Source organism: Antarcticibacterium arcticum, assembly GCF_007993795.1.
In the GTDB taxonomy this organism is placed as follows: domain Bacteria; phylum Bacteroidota; class Bacteroidia; order Flavobacteriales; family Flavobacteriaceae; genus Gillisia; species Gillisia arctica.
On sequence record NZ_CP042476.1, the window covers coordinates 3378198 to 3394281 of the forward strand.

At 40.1% G+C, this 16084-nt stretch carries 9 protein-coding genes; 7 read left to right on the top strand and 2 right to left on the bottom strand.

What is annotated here, in order from left to right; genetic code table 11:
- Position 1: 1 nt before the first annotated feature.
- Positions 2 to 505, top strand: coding sequence for a DUF4411 family protein (locus FK178_RS15295; RefSeq protein WP_146837261.1), 504 nt, complete (start codon positions 2 to 4; stop codon positions 503 to 505).
- A 332-nt stretch (positions 506 to 837) separates the two neighbouring features.
- Here the strand turns inward: FK178_RS15295 and FK178_RS15300 are convergent, their stop codons facing one another.
- On the bottom strand, positions 838 to 1065 hold the full coding sequence (locus tag FK178_RS15300) for a hypothetical protein (protein WP_146837264.1): 228 nt from the start codon (positions 1063 to 1065) through the stop codon (positions 838 to 840).
- 50 nt (positions 1066 to 1115) lie between these two features.
- Positions 1116 to 5786: a DUF3320 domain-containing protein gene (locus FK178_RS15305; RefSeq protein ID WP_146837267.1), complete on the bottom strand. Its 4671-nt coding sequence runs from the start codon at positions 5784 to 5786 to the stop codon at positions 1116 to 1118.
- Between the two features lie 447 nt (positions 5787 to 6233).
- Here FK178_RS15305 and FK178_RS15310 point away from each other — a divergent pair, with 447 nt between their 5' ends.
- The 6 genes from FK178_RS15310 (at position 6234) to FK178_RS15335 (ending at position 15856) form a co-directional block, all read left to right on the top strand.
- Positions 6234 to 6653, top strand: coding sequence for an HYC_CC_PP family protein (locus FK178_RS15310; RefSeq protein ID WP_146837270.1), 420 nt, complete (start codon positions 6234 to 6236; stop codon positions 6651 to 6653).
- A 133-nt stretch (positions 6654 to 6786) separates the two neighbouring features.
- Positions 6787 to 9867 carry a SusC/RagA family TonB-linked outer membrane protein gene (locus tag FK178_RS15315; protein ID WP_146837273.1) on the top strand — a complete coding sequence of 1027 codons (3081 nt, stop codon included), beginning with the start codon at positions 6787 to 6789 and terminating at the stop codon, positions 9865 to 9867.
- Positions 9868 to 9884: 17 nt separating this feature from the next.
- Positions 9885 to 11333, top strand: a complete 1449-nt coding sequence (locus FK178_RS15320) for a RagB/SusD family nutrient uptake outer membrane protein (RefSeq protein WP_146837276.1) — start codon at positions 9885 to 9887, stop codon at positions 11331 to 11333.
- An 83-nt stretch (positions 11334 to 11416) separates the two neighbouring features.
- A complete protein-coding gene (locus FK178_RS15325) occupies positions 11417 to 12148 on the top strand; it encodes a PepSY domain-containing protein (protein WP_146837279.1) in 732 nt (243 codons plus the stop codon).
- A gap of 128 nt (positions 12149 to 12276) precedes the next feature.
- Positions 12277 to 13818, top strand: coding sequence for a histidine ammonia-lyase (gene hutH / locus FK178_RS15330; RefSeq protein WP_146837281.1), 1542 nt, complete (start codon positions 12277 to 12279; stop codon positions 13816 to 13818).
- Entirely contained in the window at positions 13808 to 15856 is a 2049-nt protein-coding gene (locus tag FK178_RS15335) for a urocanate hydratase (RefSeq protein ID WP_146837284.1), read from the top strand. The genes hutH and FK178_RS15335 overlap by 11 nt, the downstream gene beginning before the upstream one ends.
- The last annotated feature ends 228 nt before the right edge of the window (positions 15857 to 16084 follow it).

Here is a 16084-nt window from a genome sequence, read left to right on the forward strand (position 1 = left end):
CATGGTTGTTGTCCCCCCGTATTTATTGGATAGCAACTTTTTTATTCAAGCCTATCGATTTCATTATCCTCTCGACGTGGTCCCAGGTTTCTGGCTTAAGGTAAAAGAACTGGCAGAAGATGGAACCATAATCTCAATTGACAAAGTACAACGCGAAATATTTCAAAATAAAGATAATCTTACCGCCTGGTGTAAAGCCCATCTCCCTAATGATTTTTTTAAGGATTCGTCAAATTGCCTTACGGAGTATTCTAAAGTAGTAAGCTGGGCAAGTATGAGAATTCCACAATTTACCACAGGAGCTTTGAATGAGTTTTTAGATACAGATGAGGCAGATGCCTGGTTGGCAGCCTATACCATGGCAAATGGTAATGTAATTGTAACCCACGAAACTAGTGAGCCGCGCAGGTTATCCAAAGTTAAACTCCCGGATGCGGCTACACCTTTTGGAATAAAATGCTATACCACTATAGAAATGTTCAGAGAGCTTAAGGAGGTGTTTTAATTTCAAACCCTCCACACATGACCTTCGCCCGATGTATGTTTAAAATGATTACTGGGAATCTGTCCAGTGGATGTTATTATACCCTGCCACTGAAACCGTTCAACCGGAATTCCGATTGTTTAAAGACAGAAACCATCATTGTGCGGTTGGGAGATTGAACATTCTTAAGAATGGAAAATTGGATACAGAGATAGGGAGGGTGATATTGGATTGGTATCCTGAGAAAATTGTAATCAATACTTAATGTTATCTTTTTAGTTGGGAGGTATATTTTTCATATTCCTTTTTTACAAAACTCTGGGTTGGTTCCCATAAGGATAGATCGAATAGGCTCAAGTTTGATTTTCAATTGCAATAAGAATATCATCTAATTTTGAGCAAATATCTGAGGCATTATAAGTTGATGATGTGTTATTTTCAACAGCTTGAAGAATTTCGTCTAATCTCGAGCATATATCTGATGCATCGTATACCGGTGATGTATTACTTTCAATGTTTCCCAATTTATAATCAATTGATTCTAATAATCTAATCATTGTATCTGCTTGCTCTTCATTCATAAGTGACAAAAATTTAAAGAATTTAAATGTTGATCTTTAAGTAATTTTTATTAGGATATAATTAATCGTTCCTGTTCCATTTTAATTTTTTGAGAGCGGATTAATTTTTTAATTTCCGATTTAACTATATTACTGGCTTTTAATGTTGCACGGCCAAATCCCATCTTAGATAAGGTTTCAGATATCACCTCAGTTTGACTAATGGAAAAAGACATTTCTATTGTTTCAAAAATCGCTTTTTGAATTTCCTCCGGAGGAACATGCTCAATATTTTTATAAGAAATTGGTAATAGACTTCTATCCCTAATTTCTATTTCTTTGGATTCATCAACATAAATAAAATTGTTACTTAAATAGAACCATTTTTGACTGTGACCATATCTTGCAGATTCCTTAATGTGATCAAAAATTCTATTCCCAATCCTACCAATACCCATTTTATCCGTTATTCTTTTGGCCACATCCTTCAAATGGATCGGGCCTTCTTCTTTAACAATTTGCGAAATTCCTTTTGCTATTGAAATTTTAGAAATAAAAGGAATTTCCCCCTGTAACGGGACCGTAAAATCATCCATAAATATTTTATATGGTATCGATTTATTATCGACGATTTCAATATCCTCTCGTGTAATCGATAGTGGACTATTTTCAAAGTTCTCTAACTCCTTCTTTTGATTGCTTTCATTTTCCTTTTGAGTTTCCCTTATTGCATTTTCAATCGCCGCTTGCAATAAAGAGATTTGTTTAGATTCAGTTCTAAACCAGTCCGTGCTCCAAATACGATGGAATTTCCATCCCATACCTTCCAATACATTCTGACGTAATCTGTCCCTATCCCGGGCACTGACTGTACTGTGATAACTCGCGCCGTCACATTCAACAGCTAAAATATATTTCCCGGGCCTTTCGGGGTCTTTTACAGCGATATCAATAAAGAATCCTGCCGACCCCACTTGTGGTTCTAATTCGTAACCCATATTTTTGATTGCTTTGATGACCTGATCTTCAAAAGGGGAGTCTGTTTCTTTTCCGGTTTCTTTTCGATCCTCTAATTTTCCATGTTCAGCATATTTTAAAAAACTTTTCAAGGCTTTTATACCAAAGGGCGAATTGCTGCTGGTATTTAGATCATCAGCTGTGAAATTGCAAAAAACTTCCATAGCGAGGCGGGCCCGTGTAATTAAAACGTTTAATCTCCTTTCCCCGCCTTCCCTATTTAAAGGCCCGAAATTTTGTGGTAAATTACCTTGAGCGGTTTTTCCATAACCAATGCTTATAAAAATTACGTCCCTTTCGTCTCCCTGTACATTCTCTAAATTTTTAATAAAAAATTCTTCCAGTTTTTCTGCTGAGAAAAAACTTTCATAACTGGTATCTTGTCGCCGTAAACGCTCCAGCTCTAAGATAATACTATCGCGCTGTGCGGTTGAAAATGCTACGACCCCCAATGTGAGATTTGGCTTCCTGTGGGCATGGTTCATGATCGCTTGTGCAACCATCCGCGCCTCATTTGGATTCGTTCTGGAAGTACCCCTTTCATAAAAAGATTCCTTAATGTGATTAAATTTTAAACCTTTTGCATCCAGGTTAATTCCCGAACTTGGAAAAACCATTAAGCGACCATCATAAAATTCTTGATTGGAAACATTAATTAAGGAATCGTGCCTACTTCTATAATGCCATTTCAACATTTTTTCTGGAGCTCCCTGAGCCAAAAACATGCTTAAAATGCTTTCTATATCACCAGTTACAGTTTCCTCTTCATCTTCAAAAGTTCGGCTAAAAAAATCTGTTGGAGGCATTTGTTTTGAATCACCAACTACAACAATTTGTTTCCCCCGTAGAATTGGTATTAACGCATCAACTACTTTTACCTGGCTTGCCTCATCAAAAATCACCAAATCAAATTCAAGAGAACCGGGTGACAAAAAGGTTGAAACAGACATTGGACTCATCATAAAAACCGGTTTTATTTGCTGTACTGCATTCCCTGCCTGCAATAACAATTGCCTTATAGGCATATGTCTCCTTTTTTTGTTTATTTCTCTCTTTATAGTTGACATTTCACCAGAAGAATTACGGGGCATTCTTTGAAAATGGTTCATGGTGAGTTTCTCTTGGGAGAAATGAGCCAAATCATTGTCCAAGGTTTTAAATTCTTCAATATCTTTCATATGGCCCGCCCGGTCAAAGAATTTAATAGGATCATTAGTTCTGTATGCAAAATCTACCAAGGACTTATACCAGCTGTAGTAAAATAAGTCAAGTAAGTAATCAGACGGAAAATTCCATTCAAAGCTAATTTCCTTGACAATATTTAAATTATATTTATCCAATTTGGAAACGATAGCATTGTAACGTGCCATAGAAAAAATTTCCTGAGATTTTTCAATGAATATGGAATATTTAGTTCCCAAATTCTGCAAAGATTCCTTTTCAAAATCCTTTAAATTTTCAACTTGTAAAATCTCATTTAACTGGATAATGAGGGAGCTAAGTTCTTTAATATCAGTCTCTAATCTGCTGAACTGGGCCGTGATATCATTTACGGGTGAAATCTTATCCAAAATCTTTTCAATTCCTGGTGTAAACACCTCTTTTTCCATATTAGAATAGAGGTTCAATAGCCATAAATAGATATTTTCATTTTCTGCCCAATTGCTATGAATGCTTTTCCACTTTTCCAAAAATAGTTTCCTTCCCAATTCCTCATAACTTTCAAAAGCAGACCTGTTTTCCTGAAAGGTTATTATATAATCAATAGTTGAAAGTATTTCAGGAACCGAAGGAAGTTCTTTTTTATAAATTTCCCTCATAACTTTTTGGGCCTTCCAATAATCAGGGGAAAGAAATTTCCACCATTTACCGCCCTTAGTCTCATAGACTTTTTTTATTTCAGTGAGATCTGTGTTCCAGGCTTCATCAGAAAGTTCATTTTGATGGTTGTCATAGATTTCCTTAGCAGTCTTTCCATATTTCAGACAACTTTCAATTTTGTCTTTACTCGATAACCATTCGGGGGATTTATAATTTACTGATATAACATCTGGTATATTTTTTAAATGGCGGAAAGTATGAATTAACCTGTATATATCCAGTAAAGTTTGCGGTTCGGAAATTGGAAGGAGTAATAATAGTTCCCCCAGCTCAATTTCACAAACCTGGCTTAATTCTAAGATTTTTTTTAGAATGTGTTCCATATTAGATCTATCATCAGGGGAGAAGTGATCTATTTGGGATTCACAAAAAGGATTTTTTGAAGGGGAGGTATTTTCATTAAGGAAAGCCACAATCTCCTTGACCAGTGTTTCCGCTTCCGAAAAATCTTTAGGGTACCAGTATAGAGAACCTGGTATTTCTATCCCCTTAAGTTGATATGTTTCGATCTTTTTTTGAAAATGTAATAAATATCCTACAGCTTGTACGAAGTTAATTCCTGAATTTAGAATTTTTTTACCAGTCGCTTCACAGTAATTATCCAGGCTAGACTGTAACTCTTTATACCGGTTTTTTTGAATGGAGCGATCATCAACTTTTGGAACACCTAATTCTAAAGTGCGTCCTATTTCCTCCAAAACGGTACGTTTATTACTCTTATGACTATGTAACTCCAGAACACAATCCCCTAAATAACAACTATCTAACCTTCTTTTTACAACCTCAAGAGCTACCATCTTTTCCGAAACGAAAAGAATTTTTTTATCATCGGATAGAGCTTCAGATATAATATTTGTAATAGTTTGAGATTTTCCAGTTCCGGGAGGTCCTTGTATAACTAAATTTTTCCCTTGTTTTATTTGAATAATAGCTTCTGTTTGGCTTGAGTCGGCATCTGCAATGAAATGAAATTCATCTAAATTTTGAAGTCCATTAAAAATATCTTCCTCACCGAAATCGCCTTTTTCCGTGTCATTAAAATTTTCAAATCCATTTCCAAAAAGAGATTGAAGAATTGGGTGGTCAGAAGGTTGTTTATTTTTGGGCCAATTTTTAGCATCCAGATCTTGATACATTTGGAATTTTCCAAATTTAAAAAAACCAAGATGCATCTCATTTTCCTCTATTCTCCACCTATCTTCCTTTTTAATTGCTGTTTTAACAATTTTCAAATATTCCTGAACTTCAATTTCTTCACTAAACTCTGGCAGTTCTATGTTGAAATCCATTTTTAATTTTGCCTTAAGCGTAAGGTTTGTACTTAAATCAACTTGAGTGTATTCCAGTTTATACCTATCCTGAGCATTTGATCTTTTTAAAGAAACGGGGATCAAAATTAACGGTGCTTTTCTTTCCAAATTGGAATTCTTATCCTCATACCATATTAAAAATCCCATTGCTAAATACAGAATATCAATTCCCTGCTCTTGAAAATATGTTTCTGCCTCAGTATTGATTTTCAATAATCTTTTATCTAATTGATCCTCCAGTAACTGGGTATTAAATCGGTTTTTAGAAGTAGGTTTTTCAACAGTAGGTGCATCAAATAATTCCGGTAGTCTTTCTGATTTCCCGACCTCCTCTTTACTTCCTTTAACCAAAGGCGAAAAACCCATCCTTTTTTGATTTTCTACAATATTGTTATAAACCTCATTAGATAGATGACCTGTTAGAGTAAGGCTTACAGCTGAGGCCTTGAAATGAAGCAAGGAATTGCCTCTTAAACCAAGATCTAATAATTCCTGTCGACTCCTTTCAATTTGGGGCGCTACATTTTTGTCCATAGGATTTAATCGGTAAATTTAAATTGGTGTAAGAAAATTAAATATACCCTGTAGGGAGGGAGCAATTATTAGGTAGTAAATACCTGTCAATCTAACAAATATAGTTTTTTTAAGAAACTAAAAATAATAAAACAGGAGGTTCAAATTGGAAACAGGATAGTTTTAGAGATGAAATTAGGTGAGCGGAAAATCTATCTCACCTTTAAACCATCATATCAGAATATCATACATCCCTTCTTCCATAATCCTGTTTAAATTCGCCCGGGTACTTATGGTAGTTCCAGTTCGTAGAAAAAAGATTTTCCCGCAGATCACAGCAGAAACTGGCAACCCACAACCAACAACCCACAACCTGAATGGACCTCCTGATTTTCAGCTTTTAAATTTTAACGTCAGAAAAAGTGTTAAAAATGGAGTTAGTCTTAACATTTTATTATATTTGGTTTAATGAAAAAAGTTTCCCTACATACTTTTTCCTTCCTGATGGCCTTTTTGGTCCTCTTTTCCACCATGTCCTTCACGGTGGAAAAACACTTTTGTGGCCAGAGTTTAGTAGGGCATGCAATTTTTTCCCAGGCTCAAAAGTGTGAAACCGAAATGCATTCCTGTGGCATAGCAGGGGAGATGCAAATGAAAATGGAGGATTCATGCTGTTCCAATCAAACTGAAAGTTTTGTGGGCCAGGATGAATTGAATATTTATTCTTTTTCCATTGACCTTATACAGCAGGCTTTTATAGTACCCATGTCTTTTGTACTGTTAAATCTCCTTCCGGAACTTCCTGCTGAAGTCATAGAATACCCCCCTTATCAACCTCCTCAATTGGTGTACGACATTCAGGTTTTATGCCAGGTTTTTACAATTTGATTATAGAGGCTTGTGTCAGGTGATACCTGATGCTTTCTTTATTTTGATGGGATTTTAGCATTGCCCCAGGGCATTGTCTATAATTCCACCGACACTTTATTTTCAAATTATCCAAGCTAAAAACCAACTTTTTATGAATAGCAAATATTTATTAATGCTAACCCTGTTTCTGGGGTTGGCAGGGCAACATGCTTTTGCCCAACAAAAAACAATAACGGGAACTGTAACCGATGAGTCCGGTATGCCCCTTCCCGGAGTGAATGTGGTGGTACAGAATACCAACAATGGTACACAGACCAATTTTGACGGAGAATACTCCATAAACGCTGAAGTGGGGGATGTCCTCAATTTTAGTTTTATTGGAACTGTTCCAGTTACCAGAACCGTAGGAACATCAAACACTATGGATGTGATCCTGAAACAAAGCTCCCAGGCCCTGGATGAGGTGATGGTAGTGGCGTACGGTTCATCTAACAAAAGAAGTTTTACGGGAGCGGCAGAAACTGTTTCCAATGAAGCTGTTACCCGGGGAGCTACCGCGAGTTTCGAAACCGCCCTTCAGGGTAAAGTTTCCGGGGTCAATATCTCCACTTCCGGGCAGCCGGGAGGCCAATCTAATGTCCAAATTCGCGGGGTAGGATCTATAAGCGGTTCTACCCAACCTCTCTACGTCCTGGACGGGGTGGTAATAAATACAGATTCCAACCTTAGGGCAGGGGATGATATGACGGGAAGTACAGGGTATAACCCTCTTTCTACCATTAACTCTGAAGATATCCAGAGTATTACCGTATTAAAAGATGCTGCGGCTTCCTCTCTTTATGGATCCAGGGCAGCGAACGGAGTGGTTATCATTACCACTAAAAAAGGGAAAAGCGGAGAAACCGAAATCACCCTGGGAGTGGAGAGCGGCTGGAGTCAAAATCTTACCAGGGAAAAATTAATTAATAATGAGCAGTTTAAAGACCTCTGGATAGAAGGACAAATAAACCAATATATTCAGAATAATGAGAATGCCGAATTTAACCGGGTTTATGGGAACAGCAGCCTTTACAGTTCTTATCAAGCCCAGGCGGTGAGTGATTATCAGGATAATTATGGTACTACGAATCCTAATTCAGACTGGACAGATGCGATTTATCAAACCGGGGGTTTTAAAAAGTATAATCTTTCGGCCAGAGGTGGAAGTGAAAATACCTCCTTCTTTATCTCCGGGAATTACCTGGACCAAACAGGTACTATAATTGAAACGGGCCTTAAAAGATATTCAGGGCGCCTTAACCTGGAAAACCAGGCCAAAGACTGGCTTAAACTGGGAGCTAACCTTTCTGTAGCAAAATCTGAAAGAGATGCTGCCAATATTGATGGTGCCTATGCCGGCGGATTAAACCCATTGTACATGGCCCGGGTATTACCACCTGCCGCTCCTATTTATGATCCGGAAGGATATGGGGGGTACGCCAACCTGCCTAATGCTATTGAGAAGAATGCAAACCCGATTGGGGTGCTAAAAGTGGGAGAATATAATAATACTGAATTTCGTGTAAGGGGGGATGCTTTTGCAGAATTCCGCATCCTGAAACCCCTCACTTTCAAAACAACCTTTGGTGTAGACCAACAGGCGATAGATGAAACCCTTTATGACAATAAGGAATTTGGTGCAGGTGGGGGAATATGGAATGGAGTGCTTAACCGCGTAAAGAGTGAAATCCTCCAGTACACCCTATCCAATGTGCTTACCTATAACCAGAACTTTGACCTACATGGTTTCAACGTGTTGCTGGGACAGGAATCACAGGTCTCAAAAATGAATTCCATAAATGTTTATGGATATGATGTCCTGGACAGCGAGCTACTTTCCGCCAGCAGTATTGGGACTTTATGGTCTCATACGGGCTTTTCTGAAAATTACTCCCTGCTTTCCTATTTTTCTCAGGTTGCCTATAATTTTGACCGCAAGTATTACCTCTCTTCAAGTTTTAGACGAGATGGATCTTCAAGATTTGGGAAAGATGCCCGTTGGGGAACTTTCTGGTCGGTTTCCGGAGCCTGGGTGGCTTCAGAAGAGGATTTCCTTGAAATTGATAACCTTAATTACCTGAAGTTTAGAGGTAGTTATGGTACGAATGGAAACCTGCCACCGCAGTACTATGCAGCTTTGGCTTTTTTTGAAACCGACAGTAAAGGATATGGAGGTGAATCTGGGTTATCTTATGGCCAATTGCAAAACCCTGATCTTTCCTGGGAGCAAAGTAAGAATTTCAATTTTGGAATGGATTTGAATATCTTCAGGGATATTGACCTTTCTGTGAATTACTTCCATAAAAAGACGGAAGATCTTCTCCTGAATGTTCCTGTTTCCTCTACCACAGGCTTTCTTACCCAATTACAGAATTATGGAGAAATGGTAAACAAAGGATGGGAATTTGAAGTAGGATATACTCCATTTACCAATGATAACTTCACCTGGAGAACCAGTGCAAACCTTACTGTTCTGGACAATGAGATCACCAAATTAAAAAATAATATTATTTCTACTTACAGCTCAAGATATGGGCAGAATCCTTTGATTATTAAAGAGGGCGAAAGCATTTATTCCTTTTACCTAAGGGATTACGCAGGCGTGAATCCTGAAACAGGATTGGCGCAATATCATGTGCTGGTAGATGGTGAAAGAACCGGTGATATAACTACAGATGCCCAGAATGCAGGTTTTGGCGTATTTGGAGATGCCCTGCCAGATTTCCAGGGGGGCTTTTTCAATGAGTTCTATTACAAGGATTTTTCTTTTGATTTCTTATTCACCTTTGGCCTTGGAGGAAAAGTCTATGACCGTACCGCTTTTAAACGGGATGACGATGGCTATGCTCCTCAATTCACCAATACCGAGGCCCAGTTAAATCCCTGGAATCCAAACAACCCAAATGCAACTGTGCCTATAAGGATCAATGGAAATCCAACTTTTTCCAACGACGTTTCCACGAGGCATTTATATGATTCAGATTACCTGAAATTAAAGAACGTAAAGCTGAGTTATAAACTGCCGGCCTTATGGGATACTTTTAAAGGCGGATCCCTATATGCACAGGGCGATAATTTACTGCTGTTTACTGAACTGGATGGCTATGATCCCGAGGCTGTTGTTGATGGGGTGAATTTCTTCCAGGTGCCAACGGCAAGATCAATAATCCTGGGACTTCAATTACAATTTTAGACTTAAAAAGCAAGAAAATGAAAATATTTAAAAACACATTAGTGATCTTAGGCTTGCTGTCTCTTCAGGGATGCAGCGAGGATGTTCTCACACAAACACCGGATCATGTTATTTCTGAAAATCTGGTGCTTAATTCAGTAGAAAAACTGGATAAATTACTAATTGGGACCTACAATGAAATTTCCCGGAATACCTATTTAGGACGGGTATTATATAAAAGGGCCGCGGTTAAAGGAACAGATTTCCGGTTCGTTAAAACCACTTTTAACCCCAGGGATTATGAATCTATCGCATATAAATATGAAGAAAGTGCGAACAATAGTGGTAGCTGTGCAGACCTGTGGAGACAGTCTTATAAAGCTATTAATAACCTGAACCTGATTATAAATAACATAGAAGCCGCGGAAGGCAGTGAAGCTGCAAAACGGGAGATCCTGGGGGAAGCCCATGGGTTAAGGGGAATGGTATTTTTTGACCTTGCCCGTACGTTTGCCTATCCGTGGATAAGGGCCGGAGCATCTTCGCAGGGATTACCGCTTAAGTTGTCATCTGAAGAGGTGGTGGTAGATAGAAGTTCATTAGGGGAAACCTATGACCAGGTCCTTCTTGACCTTCAAAAAGCTCATGATCTGTTAGGGGAAAATACCTGGGAACAAGGCAGTACCAAATACCTTACTAAAATGGGGGTGAAAGCCTTAATGGCCAGGGTTTACCTCTACAAACAGGACTGGGGAAATGCTTTGAAATATGCCGCGGAAGTAATTGATGCAAGAGGAGCAGCTAATCTGCTACAGAAAGATTCCTATGTATTTGAAAATTACAATTCTGAATCTCTTTTTGAACTAAGTATTACGGCCCAAAATTCTTTGGGAAGTAATGGTCTGGGAGCACAGTTTGATGTAAGTGATGGAGGACAGGGTGATGTAATTGCCACAAAAACATTCACAGACCTTTTGGGTGCCTATGAAAATGATCCCCGGGCCTTGCTGTTGCAGGAGGATAAAGAAGGTACGCAGCAGGCGTTTATCAAATACTTCAACCAGGGTGATGGTGGTGGTTTAAGCGCGCACAACATTCCTATAATCAGGCTTTCTGAAATGTACCTTATAGCTGCAGAGGCTGCAGCTCATGGTGCAGGAGGTGGAGAAACCGCTGCTTTAACTTTTCTGAATACGCTTATAGAGAACAGAACTACCAATTTTGCCGCGCACAAGGCAACTGAAACCGGAGAAGCCCTTAAAGAGAGGATCGCAGAAGAGAGGAGAAGGGAACTGGCCCTGGAAGGACATGGCGTCTATGATTATATTCGCAGGGGTAAGGATATTTCCCGTCCCGGAGATGAACATGTGAATACCGGTGTGAATGCAGCCAATCTAAATATACAGGCTACAGATAACAGGACCATATGTCCAATTCCGGCCAGTGAGGTTGAGGCGTCGGGTATGGAGCAAACAGAAGGATATTAATAAAAAGTATAATTTAAAAATCAGGGAGATCAGGTTCATTCCTAAAAAACAGTAAGATACTGGTCTCACTTAATATATTAAACATGGTTAAAAGACAAACAGCCTTAAAATTAAGACAGGCGCATAGATATTTAGGCCTTTTCCTGGGAATCCAGTTTATCATGTGGACCGTTAGCGGACTCTACTTTAGCTGGACAGACATTGATGAGATCCATGGGGATCATTACATGAAAATGGGAATGGCACATACGGGTTTCTCGGGGCTTCAAAGCCCTTCAGAATTAAATCCAGATTCAGAGATCCATTCTGTAGAGCTGAAAGAGATTGCAGGAGAACCTTATTACTGGATAAACCACAGTACACTTCAGAATGCAAAAACCGGAGAAATCAAAAATGAAATTTCAAAGGAAGATGCTATTGCAGTAGCGAATCAACACATGATCGATGGTCTCAAAGTTGAAAAAATTGAAAAGATAACTTCCACCGGAAATCATCACGAATACAGGTCTGGTCCCTTGCCGGCTTACGTTATTTCCTATGATACCCCGGAAAATATTAAAGCTTACATTAATGTAAATACCGGGGATTTCCAATCCCTTAGACACAGGGACTGGCGCTGGTTCGATTTTCTTTGGATGACCCACACCATGGACTATGAAGGCCGTGATGATTTCAACAATATTATTTTACGGGTTTTTTCATTACTGGGATTGATTACGGTGCTAAGCGGTTTTGTTTTGTGGTATATATCTTCTCCCACTGTGCGGAAAGTTATAGATCCAAAAAAGAAAAAGAAAAAGAAAACACGCGTTTAATCATAACCTGAAACGACTCTTAAAGAAGGAGGTTGAAGTTGAATTAGCCAAAAAAGGCTGTCTAAAGACAGCTTTTTTTTATACCCCAGGTGCATCCTTTCAAGGTCGTTCTCAAAAAAATAAAATCAATGTCCATACATTATATATCTACTGATTTTCTCAGCCTGGAGAAGGTGAGGGAGATCATCATTGAGGAAAAAGAGCTAAGATTAAGTCAGGAGTCCAAAATGCTGATAACTGCATCACGGGAATATCTTGTAGATCGTTTAAAAAGAAATCAGGATCCCGTTTACGGGATCAACACCGGCTTTGGGTCTTTATGTGATGTAAAGATCTCCTCCTCCCATTTGGCAGAACTGCAGGAAAATCTGGTTAAATCTCATGCCTGTGGCACAGGGGAACCTGTAGAAAGATCTATTGTAAAACTAATGCTGCTGCTAAAGATCCAGTCCCTTAGTTACGGCCATTCGGGTGTCCGCCTGGAAACCGTGGAGCGGCTTATAAATATGTACAACGCTCATATGCTTCCTGTTGTATATGAACAGGGGTCTTTGGGGGCTTCGGGAGACCTTGCGCCATTGGCACATCTTTCGCTCCCTTTGATAGGGGAAGGGGAGGTCTATTTTGGAGGAAGCAGAAAAAATACAAATGAGGCCCTTGAAGAAATGGGCTGGTCCAGGCTCACTTTACGCGAAAAAGAAGGCCTGGCATTGCTTAATGGTACCCAATTCATGTCGGCCCACGGCATACATTCATTATTGCAGGCACATAAGTTATGCTTTTTAGCAGATGTGGTTAGTGCCGTTTCATTGGATGCTTTTTATTGCAACCTTTCTCCTTTTGATCCTCTGGTGCATGAGATAAGGCCTCATTCCGGACAAATAAAAACTGCAGAACGAATAAGAAATTTATTGAACGGCAGTCTTATTGCCACTAAGGAAAAGGTTAATGTGCAGGATCCATATTCCTTTAGATGCATTCCCCAGGTACATGGTGCCACCAGGGATACGCTTGCCTTTGCGGAAAAAGTGATCATTACTGAAATCAACTCAGTGACAGATAATCCCCTTATTTTTCCTGAGGAGGACAAGATCATTTCCGGCGGGAATTTCCACGGGCAACCTTTGGCACTAGTCCTTGACTACCTGGGCATAGCTTTGGCTGAACTTGGGAATATCTCAGAGCGCAGGACCTATCAATTAATCTCGGGCACCAGGGGCCTGCCGGCCTTCCTTGTAAAAGACCCCGGGCTTAACAGCGGTTTCATGATCACCCAGTATGCCGCGGCCAGTATTGTGAGCCAGAACAAGCAATATGCGACACCGGCAAGCGTAGATTCTATTGTTTCCTCTAACGGGCAGGAAGACCATGTGAGTATGGGGGCCAATGCAGCCACAAAATTATTGAAAATTACCACCAACCTTTATAACATCCTCGCAATTGAACTTTTCAATGCTTCCCAGGCCCTTCATTTCAGAGAGCCTGAGAAGACTTCTCCCGGACTGCAGGCTTTTGTTGAAAAATTCCGGGAGTTGGTGCCTGTGCTTGAAAAAGATGAAATAATGTATAAGCACATACATACTGCTTGCAATTTCCTTATGGGGTTGGAATTGGAAGCTCTGGAAAAAATAAATGAAGTAAAAATCAAAAACCAACATCATGAACTTTAAACTTAAAATTTTAGAAGGTATCCCAGCGGAGCTGCCTTCCCCAAAAGAGTTTGATCCTAATGAAAACCACGCACCCAAACGAAAAGAGATATTAAATAACGAAGAAAAAAAGCTTGCCCTGCGGAATGCATTAAGGTATTTCGAACCCAAACACCACGCAGCGCTGCTACCGGAATTTAGTAAGGAACTGGATACTTACGGCAGGATCTATATGTACAGGTTTAAGCCCGATTACGATATATATGCAAGAGCCATAGAAGACTACCCCGGGAAATGCGAACAGGCCAAGGCGATAATGCTTATGATCCATAACAATCTGGATCCCAAAGTAGCCCAGCATCCTGTTGAACTTATCACCTACGGAGGAAACGGGGCAGTTTTTCAAAACTGGGCACAATATCGCCTGGTAATGAAATATCTGGCAGAAATGACCAACCATCAAACATTGGTAATTTATTCGGGACATCCTAAGGGTCTTTTTCCTTCCCATGCTGATGCACCAAGGGTGGTGGTCACAAACGGTATGATGATCTCCAACTACTCCAAACCAGATGACTGGGAGAAGTTCAATGCCCTGGGGGTTACCCAATACGGGCAAATGACAGCAGGTAGTTATATGTATATAGGCCCGCAGGGAATTGTGCACGGTACCACCATCACCGTGCTCAATGCCCTTAGAAAGATCGCTGAAAAATTTGCTTTGCCTTTTGGAGAAAAATTAGGAGAAGGTTCATTATTTGTTACTTCTGGCCTGGGGGGCATGAGCGGGGCGCAGCCCAAAGCAGGAAATATTGCGGGATGTATTACAGTGTGTGCCGAGGTAAACCCGAAAGCGGTGGAAACCCGTCACTCCCAGGGATGGGTAGATGAGGTAGTAACCAATTTGACAGATCTTGTTGAAAAAGTACGCACAGCTAAAAAAGAAAAGAAGGTTGTCTCTTTTGCTTACCTGGGGAATGTGGTAGATGTATGGGAGGAATTTGATAAACAGGATATTCATATTGACCTTGGTAGTGACCAGACATCGCTTCACAATCCCTGGGCGGGAGGATATTATCCGGCGGGTCTTTCATTTGAAGAATCCAACGAGCTTATGGCGGGTGACCCTCAAAAATTCAGGGAAAAAGTGCAGGAAAGCCTTCGCAAACAAACCGAAGCAATAAACCGTCACACCAAAAAAGGAACCTATTTCTTCGATTATGGTAATGCATTTTTACTGGAAGCTTCCAGGGCAGGAGCAGCGATCTTTAAGGATAATAAAGGAAATTTTGTGACTGCTGAAAAGGCTGAAAATAAAGAAATTTTTGCCTACCCCAGTTATGTGCAGGATATTATGGGGCCGCTTTGTTTTGATTATGGGTTTGGGCCTTTCCGCTGGGTATGTGCCTCCGGCAAACAGGAAGATCTTGACAGAACCGATGTTATTGCAACAGAAGTCCTGCAACGGCTAAAGGAAAATTCTCCGGCAGAAATCCAGCAACAAATGCAGGATAACATTCAATGGATAGAGGGAGCTCGTGAGAATAACCTGGTAGTGGGTAGTAAGGCACGCATTCTTTATGCAGATGCGTTGGGAAGAATGGAAATAGCCAAGGCCTTTAATGATGCCATTGCCAAAGGGGAAATAGGGACAGTGGTCCTGGGAAGGGACCATCACGATGTTTCGGGAACAGATTCCCCTTACCGGGAAACTTCCAATATCTATGATGGCTCAAGGTTCACGGCCGATATGGCAATACAAAATGTTATTGGTGACAGCTTTAGAGGTGCAACCTGGGTGAGTATTCATAACGGAGGCGGGGTAGGCTGGGGAGAAGTTGTCAATGGCGGATTTGGAATGGTCCTGGAGGGCGACAGTGAGTCCGAGAGACGTCTCAGGTCTATGTTGCACTGGGATGTGAATAATGGGATCGCACGCCGGTCCTGGGCCCGTAATGAAGGGGCAATATTCGCAATAAAAAGAGCTATGGAAACCGAACCTCATCTGAAAATTACCCTTCCTAATACGGTTGATGAAGATCTTTTTGAAGGGTATTAAACGGGTTATTTTAAGCGGATTGTTTGTTTCTAATGCATTCTTTGGAATGGGGTAGAGGAAATTTTCGAAAAATCCTTTTTTGAGTTAAAGAGTTAAAAAGTTAAAGAGTAAAAAGGGTTCAAAATTCAAGGATCAAAGTTTAAAGTTCCACCCTTCGACAGGCTCAGGGTGACAGTGTGTTTTAGGCCGGCTGTTCCCTTCGGTCAGGCCACTGTTCCGTTCGTGCGA